This is a genomic window from Corynebacterium sp. Marseille-P3884 (assembly GCF_017942225.1).
Taxonomy (GTDB): Bacteria; Actinomycetota; Actinomycetes; order Mycobacteriales; family Mycobacteriaceae; genus Corynebacterium.
Genome location: NZ_JAGKSD010000004.1, coordinates 91,291 through 111,980 on the forward strand (window position 1 = coordinate 91,291; position 20,690 = coordinate 111,980).

Annotated in this window: 19 protein-coding genes, 4 tRNA genes and 1 pseudogene; 21 read left to right on the forward strand and 3 right to left on the reverse strand. The window is 64.0% G+C overall.

Annotation, left to right across the window (positions count from 1 at the left end):
- Positions 1-38: 38 nt before the first annotated feature.
- From J5Y21_RS03530 to J5Y21_RS03545, 4 genes are read left to right on the forward strand one after another with little or no spacing between them, the layout of a single operon-like run.
- Positions 39-1,151 carry a histidine kinase gene (locus J5Y21_RS03530; RefSeq protein ID WP_210572907.1) on the forward strand — a complete coding sequence of 371 codons (1,113 nt, stop codon included), beginning with the start codon at positions 39-41 and terminating at the stop codon, positions 1,149-1,151.
- Position 1,152: 1 nt separating this feature from the next.
- Positions 1,153-1,803 carry a response regulator transcription factor gene (locus J5Y21_RS03535; protein ID WP_210572909.1) on the forward strand — a complete coding sequence of 217 codons (651 nt, stop codon included), beginning with the start codon at positions 1,153-1,155 and terminating at the stop codon, positions 1,801-1,803.
- Positions 1,804-1,859: 56 nt separating this feature from the next.
- A complete protein-coding gene (locus J5Y21_RS03540; RefSeq protein WP_210572916.1) occupies positions 1,860-2,576 on the forward strand; it encodes an ATP-binding cassette domain-containing protein in 717 nt (238 codons plus the stop codon).
- A 5-nt stretch (positions 2,577-2,581) separates the two neighbouring features.
- Positions 2,582-4,024, forward strand: a complete 1,443-nt coding sequence (locus tag J5Y21_RS03545) for a hypothetical protein (protein ID WP_210572918.1) — start codon at positions 2,582-2,584, stop codon at positions 4,022-4,024.
- Between the two features lie 31 nt (positions 4,025-4,055).
- Here the strand turns inward: J5Y21_RS03545 and J5Y21_RS03550 are convergent, their stop codons facing one another.
- Positions 4,056-5,009: a 1,4-dihydroxy-2-naphthoyl-CoA synthase gene (locus J5Y21_RS03550; protein WP_210572920.1), complete on the reverse strand. Its 954-nt coding sequence runs from the start codon at positions 5,007-5,009 to the stop codon at positions 4,056-4,058.
- A gap of 217 nt (positions 5,010-5,226) precedes the next feature.
- On the opposite strand from J5Y21_RS03550, the gene J5Y21_RS03555 reads away from it, so the two are divergent.
- The 7 genes from J5Y21_RS03555 (at position 5,227) to J5Y21_RS03585 (ending at position 12,657) form a co-directional block, all read left to right on the forward strand.
- The gene (locus J5Y21_RS03555; RefSeq protein WP_210572922.1) at positions 5,227-6,189 is read left to right on the forward strand and encodes an o-succinylbenzoate synthase; all 963 of its coding nucleotides are present in this window, start codon (positions 5,227-5,229) and stop codon (positions 6,187-6,189) included.
- A gap of 119 nt (positions 6,190-6,308) precedes the next feature.
- Complete coding sequence (locus J5Y21_RS03560; RefSeq protein ID WP_210572924.1) at positions 6,309-7,904, forward strand: DASS family sodium-coupled anion symporter; 1,596 nt, start codon at positions 6,309-6,311, stop codon at positions 7,902-7,904.
- Between the two features lie 36 nt (positions 7,905-7,940).
- Positions 7,941-8,597, forward strand: coding sequence for a hypothetical protein (locus tag J5Y21_RS03565; protein WP_210572927.1), 657 nt, complete (start codon positions 7,941-7,943; stop codon positions 8,595-8,597).
- The gene (gene menD, locus J5Y21_RS03570) at positions 8,590-10,248 is read left to right on the forward strand and encodes a 2-succinyl-5-enolpyruvyl-6-hydroxy-3-cyclohexene-1-carboxylic-acid synthase (RefSeq protein WP_210572929.1); all 1,659 of its coding nucleotides are present in this window, start codon (positions 8,590-8,592) and stop codon (positions 10,246-10,248) included. Before J5Y21_RS03565 ends, menD begins: the two co-directional genes overlap by 8 nt.
- A gap of 2 nt (positions 10,249-10,250) precedes the next feature.
- On the forward strand, positions 10,251-10,721 hold the full coding sequence (locus J5Y21_RS03575; protein WP_210572931.1) for a DUF3592 domain-containing protein: 471 nt from the start codon (positions 10,251-10,253) through the stop codon (positions 10,719-10,721).
- Positions 10,722-10,748: 27 nt separating this feature from the next.
- Positions 10,749-11,897, forward strand: coding sequence for a glycosyltransferase family 1 protein (locus tag J5Y21_RS03580; RefSeq protein ID WP_210572938.1), 1,149 nt, complete (start codon positions 10,749-10,751; stop codon positions 11,895-11,897).
- Positions 11,898-11,970: 73 nt separating this feature from the next.
- Positions 11,971-12,657, forward strand: coding sequence for a demethylmenaquinone methyltransferase (locus J5Y21_RS03585; protein ID WP_210572941.1), 687 nt, complete (start codon positions 11,971-11,973; stop codon positions 12,655-12,657).
- Here the strand turns inward: J5Y21_RS03585 and J5Y21_RS03590 are convergent.
- Positions 12,654-13,895, reverse strand: a complete 1,242-nt coding sequence (locus tag J5Y21_RS03590) for a geranylgeranyl reductase family protein (RefSeq protein ID WP_210572942.1) — start codon at positions 13,893-13,895, stop codon at positions 12,654-12,656. The two genes, J5Y21_RS03585 and J5Y21_RS03590, sit on opposite strands and share 4 nt — an antisense overlap.
- 80 nt (positions 13,896-13,975) lie before the next feature.
- Between J5Y21_RS03590 and J5Y21_RS03595 the strand changes: the two genes are divergently transcribed.
- The 10 genes from J5Y21_RS03595 (at position 13,976) to rplA (ending at position 20,494) form a co-directional block, all read left to right on the forward strand.
- Entirely contained in the window at positions 13,976-14,992 is a 1,017-nt protein-coding gene (locus J5Y21_RS03595; protein ID WP_210572944.1) for a polyprenyl synthetase family protein, read from the forward strand.
- A 64-nt stretch (positions 14,993-15,056) separates the two neighbouring features.
- Positions 15,057-15,141 (forward strand) — tRNA-Tyr (locus tag J5Y21_RS03600).
- Positions 15,142-15,289: 148 nt separating this feature from the next.
- The gene (locus J5Y21_RS03605) at positions 15,290-16,891 is read left to right on the forward strand and encodes a lamin tail domain-containing protein (RefSeq protein ID WP_210572946.1); all 1,602 of its coding nucleotides are present in this window, start codon (positions 15,290-15,292) and stop codon (positions 16,889-16,891) included.
- 194 nt (positions 16,892-17,085) lie between these two features.
- Positions 17,086-17,158: transfer RNA gene (locus J5Y21_RS03610), tRNA-Thr, on the forward strand.
- A 66-nt stretch (positions 17,159-17,224) separates the two neighbouring features.
- Positions 17,225-17,296: transfer RNA gene (locus J5Y21_RS03615), tRNA-Met, on the forward strand.
- Between the two features lie 136 nt (positions 17,297-17,432).
- Positions 17,433-17,508, forward strand: a tRNA-Trp gene (locus tag J5Y21_RS03620).
- Between the two features lie 23 nt (positions 17,509-17,531).
- A complete protein-coding gene (secE, locus tag J5Y21_RS03625; protein WP_210572948.1) occupies positions 17,532-17,855 on the forward strand; it encodes a preprotein translocase subunit SecE in 324 nt (107 codons plus the stop codon).
- A 164-nt stretch (positions 17,856-18,019) separates the two neighbouring features.
- Positions 18,020-18,991, forward strand: coding sequence for a transcription termination/antitermination protein NusG (gene nusG / locus J5Y21_RS03630; RefSeq protein ID WP_246874908.1), 972 nt, complete (start codon positions 18,020-18,022; stop codon positions 18,989-18,991).
- A 241-nt stretch (positions 18,992-19,232) separates the two neighbouring features.
- On the forward strand, positions 19,233-19,661 hold the full coding sequence (rplK, locus tag J5Y21_RS03635; RefSeq protein ID WP_210572950.1) for a 50S ribosomal protein L11: 429 nt from the start codon (positions 19,233-19,235) through the stop codon (positions 19,659-19,661).
- A gap of 122 nt (positions 19,662-19,783) precedes the next feature.
- Complete coding sequence (gene rplA / locus J5Y21_RS03640) at positions 19,784-20,494, forward strand: 50S ribosomal protein L1 (protein WP_210572954.1); 711 nt, start codon at positions 19,784-19,786, stop codon at positions 20,492-20,494.
- An 85-nt stretch (positions 20,495-20,579) separates the two neighbouring features.
- On the opposite strand, the pseudogene J5Y21_RS03645 reads toward rplA, so the two are convergent.
- A pseudogene (locus tag J5Y21_RS03645) lies at positions 20,580-20,675 on the reverse strand (IS3 family transposase); the annotation flags it as partial.
- Between the last annotated feature and the right edge of the window lie 15 nt (positions 20,676-20,690).

The window sequence follows — 20,690 nt, forward strand, 5'->3', positions numbered from 1 at the left end:
GCGGGGGCAGGTGGATGGATAGGCTCGGACGGGTGCGTATGAGATCCGGTGAAATTGGGGCGCCCTTGCTGGGGGCTGTGCTGGCGTCGTTGTACACCGCGATGCTGTTCACCGGGGATGTGGGGCCGGTTGATTTGATCCAGGCGGCGTTGTCATGGGCGTTCGTGGGGGTGCTGGTGCAGTGGCAGCGCCAGCCCGCGCTCGTGTCGGCGCTCATCGTGGGGCTGAATTTCGCGTGGGCGGTGTTGTGGATCGCCGCTGCGACGAATATCGGTTACACACCATGGATCGTGCTCGTGCCACTGGCGGTGTACCTCGCCCGGCGGAAAGTGAGCCGTAGATTCGCGTGGGCGATCGCGGGTGCAGCCGCTGTGTGGTGCATCGTGTCCCCGTTCATGTGGACGTGGGATGACCGGCTCGTGCTGTATTACCGCACACCGGTCGATGCAGCATTGATGCTGGCGCTGCATTGGACTGTCCTCGCGATCGCGTACCTTGTAGCGGCGAATGGTGCGGCCGACGAGGAGGCCAAGGAGAACAAGGCGCGCATGCGGGAGGAGCGCCTGGCGGCGGCACGCGAGGAGGAGCGGCTCAACACGGCACGCGACATCCACGATGTCCTGGGGCACTCGCTGACGCTGATCAAGGTGCAGGCGAATGCGGGGCTCGCTGCGGGCACTGAGCGGGAGTCGCTCGAGCTCATCCGGGACACGGCGGGGGACGCGCTTACGGACATCCGCCTGCTGGTCAAGGGGTTGCGTGACGAGGGGCCGGGACTCGCGCCAGCCGCCACAGCGGAGGAGCTTCCAACGGTGATCGAGCGTTTCCGTTCCGCTGGCATGGAGGTCGCGCTGGACATGCCGGACTCGCTGAAGATGCCGTCCATCACGGCGCAAGCGGCGAACCGCATCATCAGTGAGTCGTTGAACAACGCGGTAAAGCACCAAGATAAGCCCACGGCGCGTGTCACTGTCGCGCAGGAAAAGGAGAATATCGTCGTGAAGATTGAATCGACGGGGCGGCCGTCCCCCAATCCGGGGGCGGGCACGGGCATCGTCGGCATGCAGGAGCGCGCGCGTGCCGCGGGAGGCAACATGGATTTCACGCAAGACGGCAATACGGTCACCGTGACCGCGAGGTTGAGGGCATAAGATGCGCGTTTTGCTTGCCGACGATCAACCCATGCTTCTTTCCGCCCTCACCACCATTTTGAACACGCAGCCGGATATCGAGGTGGTGGCCACCGCCCGAAACGGTGCAGAGGCGATCGAGCAGGCGAAAAATCATGATATCGACGTCGCGGTGCTGGATATCCGGATGCCGGTGCTTGACGGGATTTCTGCGGCGCGGCAGATCATGCCGCTGGGGCCGAAGACGATCATGCTGACCACCTTCGACGACGACGCGCTCGTGCAGGAAGCGATCGAGGCCGGAGTCCACGGATTCTTGCTCAAAGACGCGGAGCCGGACGTGCTTGCCGACGCCGTCCGCACCGTCGCCCGGGGCGAGTCTGTCCTGTCTAGTGGTGTGACGGGGAGGGTGCTGGAATGGGTGCGGGGTGGCGTCGATAAGCGAAATGCGTTGAGCGATTTTGAACGGCAAGCGATGTCGCTGCTCACCGGCCGGGAGCTGGAGGTCCTCGCGGAAATCGCGGGTGGGGCGACGAATGCGGAGATCGCGCAACACCTGTTCATCGCGGAATCCACGGTGAAAACGCACGTGAAGAGCCTGCTTGCCAAACTCGGTGCCCGCGATCGTGTCGCATTGGTTCTCGTGGCGCAGCGGGCGGGTGTCGTGGGATAAAAAGTTCCTCCCGCGGGGGGATCACACAGCTTGGGGTGCGCAGAAAAATAAAGCGCATGAATTCCTCGCAACTTGCTTGCTCCGACGTATCTGTGAATTTCGGTGGCCATCAAGCGTTGAAACGTGTGTCGCTGACGACTGTGCCTGGGCGCGTACATGCGCTGCTCGGTCCGAATGGGGCCGGCAAATCGACGTTGATGTCCGTGTTGCTGGGGCTCATTGAGCCGGACAGCGGCGAGGTGACGCTCATGGGCGAGCCGTTCGAGCGTTCGGGGCTGCGCTTGGTCGGTGCGTCGATCAACGACCCGGCGTTCTACGGCCACCTCAGTGCACGCGACAATGTGCGGGTCCACACGACATTGCTTGGTCTGCCTGATTCTGAGGCTGACCGGGTGATTGAGCTCGTCGGCTTGGGTGGTGCGGGCAAGAAGAAAGCGTCGAATTTCTCCACCGGCATGAAGGGGCGTCTCGCGCTGGCGCAGGCACTGCTCGGTGAGCCGCCAGTGCTGGTGCTCGACGAACCGCAGAACGGTCTCGACCCGGAAGGGATCGCGCACCTGCGTGAGTACTTGAAGGACTATGCCCGCGCCGGGCGCACCGTGCTGGTCAGCTCGCACCAGCTCGGCGAGGTTCTGCACCTGGCCGACGACGCGACCGTGATTGCCGACGGCACTGTGCGCTTCGCTGGTGAGCTGCGCGAACTCGGGCCGAATCTGGAGGAGTCCTTCTTCCAGCTCACCCGCGGCACCGCCGCGGCGGGGGAGGTGCGCTAGCCACGATGCGCGAATTACGAGCTGAATGGATCCGCGCAAAAGGGTCCGTCTTGTGGTGGCTTGCTGGTGCCGGCGTGTTGCTGGGAGTGGTGCTTTCCGCGATGTCTGTGGCGGGGACCGTCCAGGACGCCACCGACATGCTCAACTGGCAGGCATTGCTGGTCACGGGCATGCTCGCGCCGATAGCCGCGCTGTACGCCGGGCTGCTGGAACAGCGGGAGAAACAATCCCGCGCCGGCGGGACGCTGTGGCGACCGGCATCGAAGCGTGCGACGCGTGCCGCACGCTTGCTGGTCGTGTGGGCCGCACTCGGGCTGTTCTTCCTGCTGGATTTCGGTGCGACGTGGGCGGTTGCCGCGCTCTTCGGCCTGGATCATGCGCCACGCGTTTTGCTGATCGGGCTTTTCACGTGGGTCGGCTCGCTCGGCGCGGCCGGTCTCGCCGCCGGGATCAGCCGCCGTTATGGCCTGCTCGCCGCACTCGGCTTCGCTGTCGTCTGGCAGTTCGGCCTCGGCTTCCTTGCGGAGCGCGACTGGTGGTGGCTCAACCCCGGTGCCTGGTCGATGCGCCTGGTCGTGCCGGCGATGGGCCTGCACATCAACGCAACCCCGCTGGAGGCGGATTCACCGCTGCTCGACGAATCGCCGTGGCCCGCCTTCGCGCTGTGCGTGCTGCTGGCTGCGGTGGGCATGGCGGTTGCGGTTCTCACCCCGCCGCGGACTTCGCGGGTGCGTCGTCGGCGCACGACGGTCCATGAGGTCACCGCTCCGGTACCGCGCACTTTCGCCAGCCCGACTGTGAACCGCCCAGCAGGAGCACCACGGCTGGCCGCGCTACGCGGCCTGCACCGCGCGGCATTGAACCCGGCTGTTGTGGTGTGTGTGGTCCTATCCATGCTGGTCATGCTCTTCGCGTTGCGTTATGACCCGGCTGTGCGCACGGCGCTTTTCACCTACCTCATTCTTCCCGTTGGCGCGGGTCTTCTGCCAGTACTCGTCTGGCCACAGCTTCGGCCGGCATGGCCACTCATGCAGATTGAGCACCCCCGCGTCCGCGCAGCACTGCTCGGCTGGCTGCTCATTGTGGTCGCCCTCGTTGCGCTCGTCGCGGTAGTCACCAGCGGGGCCACGCTTATCGACGCCGCCCGCCGCCTCCTCCTCATCTTCCTCACCGGTGGCGCAATGACCTTTATCTCGCTCACCATCACCGCCCGCTGGGGCGTCGGCTGGGCACTCGCGCTGACGCTCTTTGCCACTATCTTTTCTGTCACCATCGGCGGCGATGTTCTCGCTGAGAGCGCACTCTGGATCATCGCGCCGACAGCGTGGCCGGAGACCGCCACCACCTTCATCCGTTGCGCTATAGCGGCCACCGCGGGAGCGGTGGTTTTCGCTGGTAGCGCTGTTATAGCGCACCGCCGGTTGGGCGGGTCTCCGGCACGTAGCTAGGGCTTTTTAGGAAGGCTTCTTAGGAAGTGGCCTAGTAATAAAACGGGAACTCGTCCCAGTTTGGTGGGCGCTTCTCCAGGAAGGAGTCGCGGCCTTCCACAGCTTCGTCGGTCATGTACGCCAGGCGGGTGGCTTCGCCGGCGAAGACTTGTTGGCCCATGAGGCCGTCGTCAAGCAAATTGAATGCGAACTTGAGCATGCGCTGGGCGGTGGGGGACTTGCCGTTGATCTCGCGCGCGGCTTGGATGGCTTCGTTTTCGAGTTCGGCGTGGTCGGCGACGATATTCACGGCACCCATGCGGTGCATGTCCTCGGCGGAGTAGGTGCGGCCGAGGAAGAAGATCTCGCGGGCGAATTTCTGGCCGACCTGTTTGGCCAGGTAGGCGGAGCCGTAGCCGCCGTCGAAGGAGCCGACATCGGCGTCGGTCTGCTTGAAGCGGGCTTCCTCGCGGGAGGCGATGGTCATGTCGCACACGACATGGAGGGAGTGCCCGCCGCCGGCGGCCCAACCGTTAACGACAGCGATGACGACCTTCGGCATGGTGCGGATGAGTCGCTGGACTTCGAGGATGTGTAGGCGGCCGCCCTCAGCCTTGACCCGGGCTTCGTCGACGTGGTCGGCGGTGGCGGCTTCGACGTCGCCGTCGTGGTTGGTGGCGTACTGGTAGCCGGAGCGACCGCGGATGCGCTGGTCGCCGCCGGAACAGAACGCCCAGCCGCCGTCCTTCGGGGAGGGGCCGTTGCCGGTGAGCAGCACGACCCCGACGGACGGGTCGCGGCGCGCGTGGTCGAGCGCGCGGTAGAGCTCGTCGACGGTGTGCGGGCGGAACGCGTTGCGCACCTCCGGGCGGTCGAACGCGATGCGGACAATCCCGTTCGCGCGGCCCTCGCCCGCGTGGCGGTGGTAGGTGATGTCGGTGAAGTCGAAGCCGTCGACGGTTTCCCACTGGGAGGCGTCGAAGGGCTGGGCGGTGGTGTAGGACATGGCTGCGATATTACGTTTCAGCTCGGCAACGAGGGTGGTTTGCTGGGGGTGATACCGTGAGTGCATCACTGTTGTTCCTTGGAAAAAGGAGGACGGTAATGGAACACGATAGAACCGGCGACGGAGCCTACCGGCCGCTCGGTTTTGTTCGCTATTGCTTGCCGGAAAGCTTCTTCGATCCGTTGTCAGAGGAAGAATTAGAAGGCTGGGAGTAGAGGTGGCGAGCTTAAGGGCAGACGACATTCTCGACCGCGCCCACGTTGTCGCCCTGCCGATGGCGGTGCCGTTCCGCGGAATCACGACGCGGGAGGCATTGCTTATCGACGGCCCCGCGGGCTGGGGCGAGTTCGCCCCGTTTGTGGAGTACGGCGATGCGGAGGCAGCGACGTGGCTCGCCGCTGGGCTCGAGGCGGCGTACGAGGGCTATGGGGATCTCGATATCGGCGACGGCTGGGTGGAAGTCAACGGCACCGTGCCGGCGGTCGACGCGGAGAAGGTGCCGGAGGTGCTCGAGCGCTACCCGTCGGCGCGCACATTCAAGATCAAGGTCGCAGAAAAAGGGCAGACGCTTGACGACGACGCGGCGAGGGTCGCCGCCGTCCGCGCCGCGCGGCCGGATGCGGTGCTGCGCGTGGACGCCAACGGTGGCTGGAGCGTCGATGAGGCAGTCCGCGCGGCAGAAGCGCTGGGGGAGTTGGAGTACATCGAGCAGCCGTGCGCCACGGTGGAAGAACTCGCGGAGGTGCGCCGGCGCGTGCGCACACCGATTGCGGCGGATGAGTCGATTAGGAAGGTGGCTGATCCGTACCGGGTTGCTGAATTTGATGCCGCCGATGTGGCGGTGACCAAGGTGGCACCGCTCGGCGGGGTGCGCAGGCTGATGACCATCAGCGAGGAGCTCGGATTGAAGCTGACGGTCGCTTCGGCGTTGGACACGGCGGTGGGAATTCACGCCGGGCTTGTCGCGGCGAAAGTGACCGGCTCGCAGGCAGCAGGGCTGGCTACACAACGGCTGTTCGTCGAGGACGTTGCCGAGCCCTTCGACTTCGCCGACGGACGCATGCGCATCAGTGATGTCGTCCCGGATCCGGACCGGCTCGCCGAATTGGCCGCGTCGGGGGAGCGCAAAGACTGGTGGTTCGAGCGTGTACAGCGCTGTCTGCCGTATTTGGGGGATTGAACCGGGCATTCCCGAAGTTGGATTGGGGTATTTCGGGGGTAATTTTTCGTCCCTGGTGTAGGTGTGACTTAAGTTATACCTAGAAAACATGTAGTTCCTACCCAGGAAGAGGGCCCGCCATGACCACAGGGTATTCAACCGCCGTGACCGAGGACACGACGGAACTTTCCGACGGTGATCTCGCTGCCGCACCTGAGGAGGGTGTGTGGCGCCGTCAGCTCATCGGCCTCGTGCTCGGCATTATTGCCGCAGCTGTCGTCTACTTCATCTTCCCGTCCGGTGCGGCTGATGTCGTCCGTGAGTCCTCCGGTGCCGACCCGGAGATCGAGTACAGCGCGCAGACCATGCGCGTTGTCGCAGCCGTGGCCGTGTGGATGGCGGTCTGGTGGATGACGGAGGCGATCCCGCTCGCCGCGACGGCTCTCATTCCGTTGGCGGTGTTCCCGCTGGCTAATGTGGCCGAGTTCAAGGCGGTCAGTGCTCCGTACGCGTCGTCGACCATCTTCCTGTTCATGGGCGGCTTCCTCATGGCGCTGGGCATCCAGCGCTGGAACCTGCACCGCCGCTTGGCGCTGTGGGTGGTCATGCTGATCGGTACCAGCCCGCGTCGCATCATCCTCGGCTTCATGGTGGCCACCGGCTTCCTGTCGATGTGGGTCTCCAACACCGCGACGGCAGTGGTCATGCTCCCGATCGGTGTCTCCGTGCTCACCCTGACTGCTGACCACGTCGGCGGCATGGGCAACCAGAAGAGATTCGCTACGGCACTCATGCTGGCTATCGCCTACGCCGCGTCCATTGGTTCGCTGGGCACCCTGATCGGTACCCCGCCGAATGCACTGCTGGCCGGTTACATGAAGGAATCGCACGATATCGAGATCGGCTTCGGCAAGTGGATGCTCGTCGGCGTCCCGGTCGCAGTTCTGTTCATTCTGATCGCTTGGATCGTGCTCATCAACGTGTTCAAGCCGGAGATCGACCAGATTCCGGGCGGCAGGGAACTCATCCGCGATGAGATGGACAAGCTCGGCGAGTGGACCACTGGCCAGATCCTGTCCGCGATCATCTTCGTTGCCGCCGCACTGTGCTGGGTCTTCGTTCCGCTGGGCATCGACTACTACGGCTGGGAGATCGGCTACGACGACGCAGCTGTGGGCATCATCGCCGGTCTGCTCATGTTCACCATTCCGGCGAAGTCCAACGGCACCCGCATTCTCGACTGGGAGACCGCGAAGGATATCCCGTGGGACGTCCTGCTGCTCTTCGGTGGCGGCCTGTCGCTGTCCGCGATGTTCTCCAAGTCGGGTCTGTCCCTGTGGATCGGTGAGGCATCCAAGGGCCTCGCTGGCCTCCCGACGGTGCTGCTGATCGCCGCAGTCGGCGCGCTGATCCTGCTGCTGACGGAGCTGACCTCCAATACCGCGACCGCCGCGACATTCCTGCCGATCATGGGCGGTGTCGCAGTGGGCATCGGGCTGACCGCTGCGGGCGATATCAACGTCCTGCTGCTCACCATCCCGGTGGCACTGTCCGCGACCTGCGCCTTCATGCTTCCGGTGGCGACCCCGCCGAACGCGATCGCCTACAGCTCCGGCCACGTCACCATGGGCGAGATGATCAAGGGCGGTGTTTGGCTCAACGTCATCGGCCTGGTCCTGGTCACCCTGGCCACCTACGCCATCGCTGTCCCGGTCTTCGGTCTGACGCTTCCTTAATAGGCGAGGTCGCGTGTGGGGACTAAACTGTCCCCCATGGATAATGAGACCCGACAGTTCGGGCGCCACGGTGACGATGTCTCTGACGCGAGCTCCCGTTACCTGTCCCCGTCCCAATCCTCTTCCCAGAGCGCAAGCTCTAGTACCGGCCAGTCCGCTCCGCGGCAATTCATGCCGGGGGAGGGGGATTCGCGCTATTCCGCTTCACCGAGCCATCCGGAAACTAAATTCGGCGACGGCTTCAGTTCCGGCGGCCTCGAGCCGTATGACGAGCCGTACCGGCCGGAATCGTCCGGTTCCGGTAAGTCTCGTGGCGGCGCGGGCTCGATCATCTTGGCAGTTCTCGCTCTGCTGCTCGGTCTCGCAGCCATCGCCATGTTCTTCCTGTGGCGTGGTGCGGAGTCGCGGGCGAATAAGCCCGATCCGGCTCCGGTGACCATCACTCAGACGGAGACGGTCACCACGACGCCGACGGGTCTGCTCGACGAGCTCTTTGGCAGCGACGGCGAGAAGGACGACAACAAGGAAGACGGTGAAGGCGGCGACGAGAACGGCTTGCCGTTGCCGGGCGGCGAGGGCGCTCCGTCGCTGCCGGAGAATCTCCCCACGGAGATCCCGGACGATATTCCGGAGGAGTACCGCGACGATGCGGAGGACCTGCTCAACCAGCTCGACGGGTTGCTGAATGGCTAATAGCGCACAGTCGGATTCCACGCAGCTCGCGGCGTATGTCGCGGACAAGCTTGCCGAGCATGTCACGGATGTCGTGCTCAGTCCCGGTTCGCGCAACTCTCCGCTCGCGTACGCATTGCTCGCCCGCCGCGACATCAGGGTGCACGTGCGTATCGACGAACGATCTGCCGCCTTCACCGCCCTGGGGCTTGCCCGGGTCCAACACCGCCACGTCGGCGTTGTGATGACCTCGGGAACTGCGGTGGCGAACACCTACCCCGCAGTCATCGAGGCGTACATGTCCCATACCCCGCTGGCGATCATCAGTGCGGATCGGCCGGAACGTCTCGTGGGCACGGGTGCCTCGCAGACGATCTGGCAGCAAGGCATTTTCGGCCGCTACGCTGCCACTCAGCAGGTCACGCAGGTCGGCGACCCTGTCAGTTTCGACGCCGACCAGGTGCACATCAACGTCGCTTTCGATACCCCGCTCGTGCCGGAGACCCTGCCGGAGCAGGTGGGTACCCCGCGCCGGGTGGGACCTGGCCGCCTGCGCCCGTCGGAAGGCCGCGGCGCTGCCGACACCGGACCCGCCGGGGCAGTCGATCACAGCGAAGTCGAGGTCGACCTGACCCTGAACACGCTCGTCATCGCTGGCGACGAAGCGTGGGAGGTGCCCGGTTTGGAGCACGTGCCCACGATCGCGGAGCCGACAGCACCGACGCCGTTCCATCAGGTCCACCCGCTGGCCGCACGGTTCTTCACCCAGGACGAGGTGGCGGTCAGCCACGACGGCGGTGATTTTGCCGCGTCCACGAAGCCAGACCAGGTCATTGTGGTGGGCCACCCGACGCTGCACCGCGACGTCATGGCGCTGCTGGCGGATAACACCATCGAAGTCATCGGCATCACCCGTACTGAGACGGTCACGGGCAACCCGGACAAAGTGGGCAACCGTGTGAAGGCGACGGGGCAGCCGACGGATACCTGGCTGAAGATCTGCGAGGCCGCCGGCGATGTCGGAGCAGACACCGTCCGCAAGGCCCTAGGGGACGAGGAATTCGGGTTCACCGGGCTGCATGCCGCGGCCGCTGTCTGCGACACCCTGGCGGTGGGCGATACGCTCGTGCTCGGGTCCTCGAATCCGGTGCGCGACGCGAGCCTCGTGGGGATGCCTTTCGACGGCGTGTCCACCTACTCTGCGCGCGGTGCCGCCGGCATTGACGGCACTATTTCCCAGGCTGTGGGCGTGGCATTGGCGACGCAGTCGCTGCACCCGGACGAGATCCGCGCGCCGCGCACTGTCGCTTTAGTGGGTGACCTGACCTTCCTGCATGACGCAGGTGGGCTGCTCATCGGTCCGGACCAGCCGCGCCCAGGCAACCTCACCATCGTTGTGGCCAACGACAACGGTGGCGGCATTTTCGAATCTCTCGAGGTCGGGGCGGAATCCGTCCGCGACAATTTCGAGCAGGCCTTCGGCACGCCGCACGATGCGGATATTGAGTCGATCGCCGCCGGATACGGCGCTTCCTACCGCAGGGCGGAGAGTATCGAGGAATTGACGGGGGCGCTGCTAGATGGCGTCGATAAGCCTGAGCCCGTCGTTGTGATTGAGGCCGTGACCACGCGCGCGACGCGTCGGGCACTGTCCGAGCGGCTGAAGAAATAGAAATGGCCCGGGTCAAGGTCGCGCGGCGGCGCCTCCACCAGCTCATCATTGTGCTGTACATGTGCGCGATGCTTGGCAGCATCGCCATGGTCGCGGGACCGGCGTACAACGATTACACGATCTCCCGCGACCCCGGCCGCGGCATCGCCACCGTCACGGGCGTGAGCTGGACCCGCACATCCGTCGACTTCCAGGATGAGACGGGCCAATTCCACTCGCCGCAACGCGGCCTGCTGTACCCCTCCGGCCTCGGCGATGGGCAGCAAGTGTGGGTGACGTACGCGAAACGCGACCCCGAACTCGTCAAGGTAGAGGGGCGCAGCTGGACGCTCGCGATCATTCCGGCGCTGTCCGTCGGTGCGGCATCCACCTTGATCGCTGTGGCCGCGTGGCTAGGCGTCAATGCCTTAGGTAAGAAAGGCCGGACCAACGGGCGAAAATTCACCTCGCGTTCCCGTGAAAGCAAAGACTAATTAGCGCGCGGCATGAATAATGCCCACATGCGTGTTGCCATTGTCGCCGAGTCTTTCCTGCCCAACGTCAACGGAGTGACGAATTCGATCCTCCGTGTCCTGGAACATCTCGAGCGCACGGGCCACGAAGCGATCGTGATCGCGCCGGGAGCGCGCGCGAACCAGGAAGAGGTCGCCGAGTACGCGGGCTTTACCGTCGTCCGCGTGCCCACCGTGATGGTGCCGCTGGTGGACTCTCTGCCGATCGGTGTGCCGAACGGGACGACCACGCGCGTGTTGCGCGAATTCAAGCCGGATATCGTCCACCTGGCCAGCCCCTTCGTGCTCGGCGGTGCTGGTGCCGTGGCCGCGAAGCGTCTCAAACTTCCAGCAATTGCTCTGTTTCAGACTGATGTCGCCGGCTACACCGCTCGCTACCACGTCGGCTTCCTCGAGTCCGCGGCGTGGGTGTGGGCGCGCAACCTGCACAACATGACGCAGATGACGCTCGCGCCGTCGTCGGTGACGATCGGGGAGCTGGAGGCTCACGGCATCAAGAACATCCGCCGCTGGGGCCGCGGCGTGGACTCAGAACTGTTCCGCCCAGACCGCCGTTCCCAAAAGCTGCGGAAGAAGTGGGACCCGACGGGAAGGAAGAAGATCGTCGGCTTCGTCGGCCGCCTCGCATCGGAGAAAGGCGTTGAGCGACTCATCGCCTTGCACAGCGACCCGAATATCCAGCTGGTCATCGTCGGTGATGGTCCACTGCGGCGCGAACTGGGTAAAAAGATGCCCACTGCGGTATTCACGGGTCAGCTGGGCGGCAAGAAGCTCGCCGCCGCTTACGCCAGCCTGGACCTGTTCGTGCACACCGGTGAGTTCGAGACTTTCGGCCAGACCATCCAGGAGGCGCAGGCCTCCGGCACCCCGACGATCGGCCCGCGCGCCGGTGGCCCCATCGATCTGATCGAGCCGGGCTACAACGGTGACCTGCTGGACGTGGAGACCTTTGAGCGTGACCTGCCGGCTTCCGTCGCCGCGATTCTCGAGCCGGACACGCTGGAGGAGATGAGCGTCAACGCCCGCGCCTCTGTGGCCGACAAGACGTGGCCTGCGCTGTGCGACCAGCTCCTCGGCTACTACGAAGAGGTCATCGACGGCTACCCGAAGAAGGGCCGCCGCCCGCTGAAGCGCTAATTCCTGCTCCACACCCCTGCCCGGGCCCGGCTCAGTAGGGCAGCGGCGGGACAGTCGCCTAGACTCTTTGCCTATGGCCAAGGCGAACCTGGAGAAGAACCCGCTGGATGTCGCGGGGATGTTCGATGAAGTAGGAAAGAACTACGACATCACCAACACGGTGATGACAGGTGGCCTGGACCGCTACTGGCGCAAGCGCACTCGCGAGCGCCTGAATTTGAAGCCGGGGGAGAAGGTCCTCGACCTCGCCGCCGGCACGGCAGTATCCACGGTGGAGCTGACCAAATCCGGTGCGTGGTGTGTGGCGTGCGATTTCTCCCAAGGCATGCTGGCGGCGGGCGCACACCGCGATGTGCCCAAGGTCGTGGGCGATGCAATGCACCTGCCATTCGCCGACGAGACATTCGATGCCGTGACCATTTCCTACGGCCTGCGCAATGTCCACGACTTCGAGGCCGGCCTGCGCGAAATGGCGCGCGTGACCAAATCGGGTGGGCGCTTAGTGGTCAATGAATTCTCCACTCCCGTCGTGCCGGTGTTTTCCACGCTCTACCGCGAGTATTTGCCCCGCGTGATCCCGTTGTTGGGCAAGGTGTTCTCTTCCAATGCGGAGGCCTACGAGTACCTGGCTGAGTCCATCCGCGCCTGGCCGGACCAGGAAGACTTAGCCGCCGCGATCAACGCCAACGGGTGGAGCGACTGTGGCTGGCAGAACCTCGCGCTGGGCATTGTGGCGCTCCACGGCGCGGTCAAGGCCTAGGTCGCATCCCACAGCGGACTGTCCGCCCGCATACGCGATACCCCCTTACCGGCGAGACGCCAGACGCGCGCGACGAGGTCGCGGTCGGCATCCGTGACGAGGTTTCCCATCAGGCGCGCGGCGGCGGGCATGAGGTAGCGGCTGCCGAGCCCACGCAGTGCGAGCGGGCCTGCCGCGGGGAGGAATTGCGGGTAGGTGAGCACGCGCGCGAGGGTGCGGGCGAGAACGAATGCTTCGCCGTAGTTTCGGCGCAGCTCATGCGGCCAGGCCAAGGTCAGGTCGGGGCGTTTCCCGTGGGAATCGGTAATGAGATCCACCGCCATGATCGCGGTTTCCAGGCCGTAGTCGATGCCCTCGCCGTTGAGCGGGTTGACGCAGGCAGCGGCATCGCCGATGAGCATCCAGTTCGGGCCCGCGACATTGGACACCGCGCCGCCCATCGGCAGCAGAGCGGAAGTGACGTTCTCCGGCTCGCCCAGCTGCCACTTCGCGCGCTGCTGGGAGGCGTAGAGGGCGAGCAGCTTTTTCGTGTTCACTTTTGCCGGGCGCGCATCGGTGGACAGGGCGCCGCAGCCGAGGTTCACCGTGCCGTCGCCGAGCGGGAAGATCCACCCGTAGCCGGGCTGGATCACGCCGGAATCGTCGCGCAGTTCCACGTGGGAGTGCATCCACGGCTCAGCGGAGAACGGGGTCGCGCAGTATGAGCGTGCCGCGATGCCGTAGACCTCCCCGCGGTGCCATCTCCGGCCGAGTTTCTTGCCGAAGGGGGAGCGCACGCCGTCGGCGACGATCACCCATGTCGCGCCCAGCGTGCCCTGCGGGGTGACCACCCCGGTGATCGACCCGTCTGCGCCGAATTCAGCGTCGGTGGCGGGGCAGTCGTAGAACATCTCGGCGCCGGAGGAGGCGGCGAGATCGGCCAAGGCGGCGTCGAAAAGCGAGCGCGGCGAGGCGGAACCTTCCGTGCCATACGCGCCGTCGGGCCAGGGGGCGGTCACGGATCCGCCGTAACCGTGCAGCTTGAGGCCATGATTGCGGTAGTCAGGCAGGGCGGAATCGAGTCCGAGTTCCTGCAGTGCGTGCACCGCGCGGGGAGTCAGCCCGTCGCCGCATGTCTTGTCGCGGCCGTGCGGCGCGGCGTCGACGACGGCGACCGACAGACCCGCGCGACGAGCGGCGATTGCGGCGGCGGAACCAGCGGGTCCCGCGCCGACGACGACGCACTCAAACGATTTCACCGAACATATTGTGCCAGACGAGTTATGTGTGGACTACGGTTAAGGGGACGCACAACCGCACGACCCCGCAAGGACGATAGATGACCAACGGCACTCCCACGTCGCCCGCCGTCGACACCCAGCTCGACCTCGGCGATGAGGCCTTGGCGCAGCGCGTCACCGCAGGGTTGAACAAGGTGGAAGAGCTCATGTTCGAGCGCCTCTCGGCAGGAGAGGATTTCTTGAGTGAGCAGGTCACCCACCTGGCCAAAGCCGGCGGGAAGCGCTTCCGCCCGTTGATGGCCGTGCTGGCCAGCGAGTTCGGGCCGAACCCGCAGGCGGAAAATGTGATTCGCGGTGCCGCGATCGTGGAGCTGGTCCACCTGGCCACGCTGTACCACGACGATGTGATGGACGAGGCCGTCAAGCGCCGCGGTGTCGAGTCGGCGAATTCGCGCTGGACCAACACGGTCGCGATTCTCTCCGGCGATTTCCTGCTCGCCGAGGCATCGCGGTTGATGAGTGAGATCGACACCGCCACTGTCGGCCATTTCGCGGAGACGTTCAGCGATTTGGTCACCGGCCAGATGCGCGAGACCGTCGGCGCCCGTGGCGGCGACCCGGTCGAGCACTACCTCGAGGTCATCCGCGAAAAGACCGGCGTGCTCATCGCATCCGCCGCGTACCTGGGTGCCACGCACTCGGGCGCGGACGAGGCAACGGTGCGCACGATCAAGGAGGTCGGCGAGGCGATCGGCATGGTCTTCCAGATCGTCGACGACATCATCGACATCTTCTCCGATTCCGAACAGTCCGGAAAGACCCCGGGGACGGATCTGCGCGAGGGTGTGTTCACCCTCCCGGTTCTCTACGCCCTCAAGGATGAGGGGGAAGCGGGCGAAGAGCTCCGCGGCCTTCTCACGGGTCCGCTCACTAAGGATGCCGACGTGGAGCGCGCACTGACGCTCATCGGACAGACGGACGGCCGCAAGCGCGCGCTTGACGACGTGCACCGCTACCTCTCCATCGTGGATACCCGCCTGAGTGATCTTCCCGGCATTCCGGCGAATGAGGCAATGCGCCAGATCGCCCGGTACACCGTCGACCGTGTCGGCTGAAAAACGGTTCTCAACTGCCGATTTGTTGTTTCCGTGACCCGCTGCTGTAGAGTAGTCCAAGCACGCCAGGTTGCCCGAGCGGCCAAAGGGAGCGGACTGTAAATCCGCCGGCATTGCCTTCAGAAGTTCGAATCTTCTACCTGGCACCACATACAGCGCGCACTGCGGAGAATTCACGCGGTGCGCGCTTCTTCATTTTCCAGTTACGCGGACGTCACTTTCAGGCCAGTGGATGTTCAATGTGAGGGGATAATTTCGGACGGGTACATCTGTCCCCAACATGTGAAGGATCATTCCGTGTCCCGTTCCCGCTTCCGCGCCGCACTCGCTGTGCCGGCCGCCGCATCCCTGGTTCTCTCCGCTGCCGCTATCCCGGCCTCTGCCGCAGAGACGGCTGATAAATCCTCCCTGGTCATCAACGAGGTCGTTTCCAACGATGACCCGGTCGGCGACTGGGTCGAGCTGGCTAACCTGGACAACAACCAGGACCTGGACATCTCCGGCTGGAAGGTCCTGGACAACAAGGACAAACACACCCCGATCGTGTTCCCGGAGGGCACCAAGGTCGAGTCCGGCGGCTACTTCGCCTTCTACACGGACGGCGAAGCTAACACTCCGGACCGTTCGGAGGGCTTCGGTCTGGGCAAGGGCGATTCCGTCCGCGTCTACGATGCTGAGGGCAATCTCGTTGTTGAGACCACGTGGGAAGGCCACGCGGTGCCGTCCTGGGGCCGTGTTCCGGACAAGACCGGCGAGTTCGCTACCACCGGCGCGTCGACCCGCGGTGCGAAGAACGAGGCCGGCGCTGGCGAGCAGCCGGGTGACGAGGAGCCCGCTGCACCGGAGGCAAAGGAGCCGTGGCCGTACGACAACGTCTACGACGTCGATCTCGGCGGCGATTTCACCGGCGACGACATGTCCGGTGTGGATTTCGACGACAAGGGCCGCGCCTGGGTGGTCAACAACGGCTCCGGCAAGCTCTACGCCCTCGACTACGACGAGGCCGCTAAGAAGTACACGGTCGCTGGCACCTGGACGCTGAAGTACGCCGACGACAAGGATGGAGTTGTGGACGCCGAGGGTGTCACGGTCGGCCCGGACGGCGCGATCTACGTGGCCACCGAGCGCAATAACGCCGACAAGAAGGTCTCCCGCCCGTCCGTCCTTCGTTTCGAAGTCAAGGAAGGCGCAGAGGAGCTCACCGCCACCAAGGAGTGGAACCTGAAGGACGTCGTCGGCGAGATCGAGGCGAACGCCGGCCTCGAAGCCATCTCCTACATTCCGGAGCAGAAGCTCTTCGCAGTCGGCGTCGAGGCTGATGGCAAGGTCTACTTCCTCGACCTGAAGGAAGACGGCACGCACGAGCTCAAGCAGGAATACCAGTCGCCGTTCGCCGGCGTCATGGCGCTCGACTACCGCCAGCAGGACAAGCAGCTCCGCGTGCTTTGCGACGAAGTGTGTGACGGCCAGTCCATCCTGCTTGCCCACAATGGCTCTGAGTTTGCCCCGGCTTCTGAGATCCAGGCTCGCCCGGCGCACTTCGCCAACCTGGCGAACGAGGGCTTCGGCTCCTACACCTCCACCGGTGAGTGCGTCGGCGGTAAGGCAGAGGCCACCACGCGCTTCCTGTGGGCCGATGACGGCGGTAAGGGCATCTCCATGCGCGGTGCGCAGGATGTCAGGACTGTCGACTGCACCGACGACTCCGACGATGCCAATGCTGGCGATCAGGGCAGTGCCCAGTCCAGCAACGGTGCTAAGGATGGCTCCAGCGCCGGTTCCGTCATCGGCGCAATCTTTGGCGTTCTGCTGGCCTTCATCGCTGGCATCGCCTCTGCCGGTCCGATCGCTCAGTGGGCGAAGGACAACCTCGGCGCAGAGTTCAAGCTGCCGTTCTAAGCCCTGACCACCTGCCCACGCTCAGCACTGCCGACGCGGCGCGAAAGTGTGGGCAGGTGGGGCTGCAGCGGCGCGCATAGAGCTCTATAAAAGCGTTCAAAAATAGGCTCTAACCTGACGATTTGTATGTTCAATATGCGTCGGGTTAATCTTTCAAAGGCTTCAAACGAGCGGGTAACGCTTAAGAGGCTTAAGCCCCCTTAGCTCAGTCGGCAGAGCGTCTCCATGGTAAGGAGAAGGTCAGCAGTTCGATTCTGCTAGGGGGCTCTGTTGTTTGCTGGCAACGGACATGATTGGTTTACTCTTTTCATGTGCGCTCGCTAGCGGACACATGGCGGTGTAGCTCAGTGGTAGAGCAAGCGACTCATAATCGCTGTGTCGAGAGTTCAATTCTCTCCATCGCTACTCATCACCTCGGTCTCGGTCGGGGAGATGTGCTCACCCACTCCGGGGCCGTGCAGGTGCCGTGGTAGGGTTGGCGTACTGTCAGCCGAGTGTGGCCCGAGCAATCGAGTCGCCGGAAACGGAAAACAGTGCACCTAGGGGCGTGGCGCAATTGGTAGCGCAACGGTCTCCAAAACCGTAGGTTGCAGGTTCGAGTCCTGTCGCCCCTGCCATATAGACCAACTCGAGGAGAGCTGTGACTGATAATCAGCCTGGACGGAACACCGCAAAGCCGACCGGCAAGCGCCAGCGCAGCGGCGCGAGCTCTGTCACCTCTGAGTCCTACGAGGAGAAGCGCGTTGAAAAGGCCGCTCCCGAGGACCAGGACAAGACCGGCAATAGCGCTGCCGCATTCCCGGGTGAAGTCGTCAGCGAAATGCGCAAGGTCGTCTGGCCGACCGGGCAGCAGATGCTCAACTACACCCTCATTGTCTTCGGCTTCCTGATCGTTTTGACCGCCCTTGTCTGGGGTGTCGACCAGGGCGCTGCCTGGGTAGTTGAACAGGTTCTGGTCCCTTAAGCTATACTTCCGCAGTAGAGAAAACATCCCGCCTCCCAGCACACTGGGTAAGGCGGGATAAGTTTTTCGCCTAGCTGAGTAAGCTGGGCACCAATTGAGGACTTGAAACCATAGCCATCGCGCCCACGTCACCGCGCGGCGCGTGCCAACTGCAAGGAGCGGAAATGGCCGACGACAACGAGTACAGCGTGGAAGCCAACGAGGCCGAAATGGTCGCCGAGGGCGGTGCCGTGCAGGAATCCACCGACCCGGAAGTGACCGAGGCAGACGAGACGGCTGCGGCAGAGTCCGCGGACTCTGCCGGCAACGCCGAGGACACCACCGACCAGCAGAGCCAGGAGATGGTCGCTGAGGGCGATGTCCCGGAGCAGCCGGTCCAGGAAGCCGACGCTGAGGCCGCCGACGACGCTGAGGCCGGCACCGACGCTGAGGCCGCTACCGACCCGGAGGCAGCGCTTGCCGCTGAGTCGGAGGAATCCGCAGACGCTGAGTACAAGGCGCGCCTGCGTAAGTACACCCGTGAGCTGAAGAAGCTGCCGGGCCAGTGGTACATCATCCAGTCCTACTCGGGCTACGAGAACAAGGTGAAGACCAACCTGGACATGCGTATCCAGACCCTCGAGGTGGAGGACTCCATCTACGACGTGGTCGTCCCGATCGAGCAGGCCATCGAGCTGAAAGACGGCAAGAAGAAGCTGGTCAAGCGCAAGCTGCTTCCGGGCTACGTGCTCGTCCGCATGGATATCAACGACGCGGCCTGGTCCGTGGTCCGCGAGACCCCGGGCGTGACCTCCTTCGTCGGCAACGAGGGCAACGCCACCCCGGTCAAGCACCGCGACGTGGCTAAATTCCTCATGCCGAAGGAGCCGAAGGTCGACGAGGATGCTTCCAAGACCGAGGCGAATGCCGAGGGCGAGACCGTCATCGCAATGCCGGAGCAGGAAGAGAAGCCGAAGGTCGCGCACGACTTCGAGGTCGGCGAGGCAGTCACCATTCTCTCCGGCGCGCTGGCCAGCGTCTCCGCAACGATCAACGAGATCGACCCGGAGACCGGCAAGATTCAGGCGCTCGTGTCCATCTTCGGCCGCGAGACCCCGGTCGAGCTCACCGCCGACCAGATCGAGCGCATCATGTAGCGTGCCGCGACTCCGCGCACTGCTTACCCTGTGACAAACCGGCCCCCGTGGCCGGTTTTTCGCGATTTGGGCCAGGGAAGCGTGGTGGCATACACTTATCGGTCGTGCCTGCACACGAGCAGGTGCGTGAACACGTTCGTCCCCGGTGGCTGCGTCGATAAGCGAAAAGCGTCGAGGTGGCATCCGGAAGGCCCAGTTATTCATCGTGGCTGGAGTCTGTACCTAGGAAAGAGGTAATCCGATGGCTAAGAAGAAGGTCACTGGCCTGATCAAACTGCAGATCGAGGCTGGTATGGCTAACCCGGCACCGCCGGTCGGTCCGGCTCTCGGTGCGCACGGCGTCAACATCGTCGAGTTCACCAAGGCTTACAACGCTGCGACCGAGTCCATGCGTGGCAACATCGTCCCGGTGGAGATCACGGTCTACGAGGACCGCTCCTTCGACTTCATCCTGAAGTCCCCGCCGGCTGCGAAGCTGCTGCTCAAGGCTGCTGGTCTGAAGAAGGGGTCCGGCGTTCCGCACACTGACAAGGTCGGTTCTGTGACCTGGGAGCAGTGCAAGGAAATCGCTGAGACCAAGAAGAAGGACCTCAACGCCCGCGACATCGAGGCTGGCGCCGCGATCATCGCTGGTACTGCCCGTTCCATGGGCATCGACGTGAAGAAATAAACCTTCTTCATCTCTCTCGGCTTAGTCCCGCCCCGGGACCTAGCCAGTGGGAGGGTCTGGTCTGACCCGCACCACACTTCCAACTACTGACACGTCATTAACTGACAAGTAAGGAAATCAACATGGCCAAGAAGCACTCCAAGGCTTACAACGAGAAGCTGGCAAAGGTTGACCGCGAGAGCGTGTACTCCCCGCTCGAGGCAGTCAAGCTCGCCAAGGAAACCGCATCCGAGAAGTACGACGCAACCATCGACGTTGCGATGCGTCTGTCCGTCGACCCGCGCAAGGCTGACCAGCTGGTCCGCGGCACTGTCAACCTGCCGAACGGCACCGGTAAGACCGTCCGCGTCGCTGTCTTCGCTGAGGGCGAGAACGCCACCAAGGCTCAGGAAGCTGGCGCTGACATCGTCGGTTCCGACGAGCTGATCGAGCAGATCAACGCTGGCAACATCGACTTCGACGTCGCTATCGCCACCCCGGACCAGATGGCTAAGGTCGGTCGCGTCGCCCGCGTCCTCGGTCCGCGTGGCCTGATGCCGAACCCGAAGACCGGCACCGTCACCCCGGATGTGGCCAAGGCTGTCTCCGAGTCCAAGGGCGGCAAGATCGCCTTCCGCGTGGACAAGGCTTCCAACCTTCACGCTCTGATCGGCAAGGCATCCTTCACCCCGGAGCAGCTCGCCGAGAACTACGGTGCTCTCCTGGACGAGGTGCTGCGTCTCAAGCCGGCATCTGCAAAGGGCATCTACCTGAAGAAGATCACCGTCTCTGCAACCCAGGGCCCCGGCATCCCGGTGGATACCAACGTGCAGAAGAACTACACCGAGGCTTAAATGGGGTGAGGCGCAAGCCTCCTCATTGTCTCGTGTAAAAGGCCCCGCTTCTGAACTGGCCCCCGAAAGTTGGACTGGTTGAATTCTAGGCGGTTAGGGCTTCAAGGGTCTGATTCCGATATTGCATCGGGGTCAGGCCCTTGAGTCGTTGTTGGATGCGTTCGGTGTTGTACCACTGGATAGACATGGACGGCAT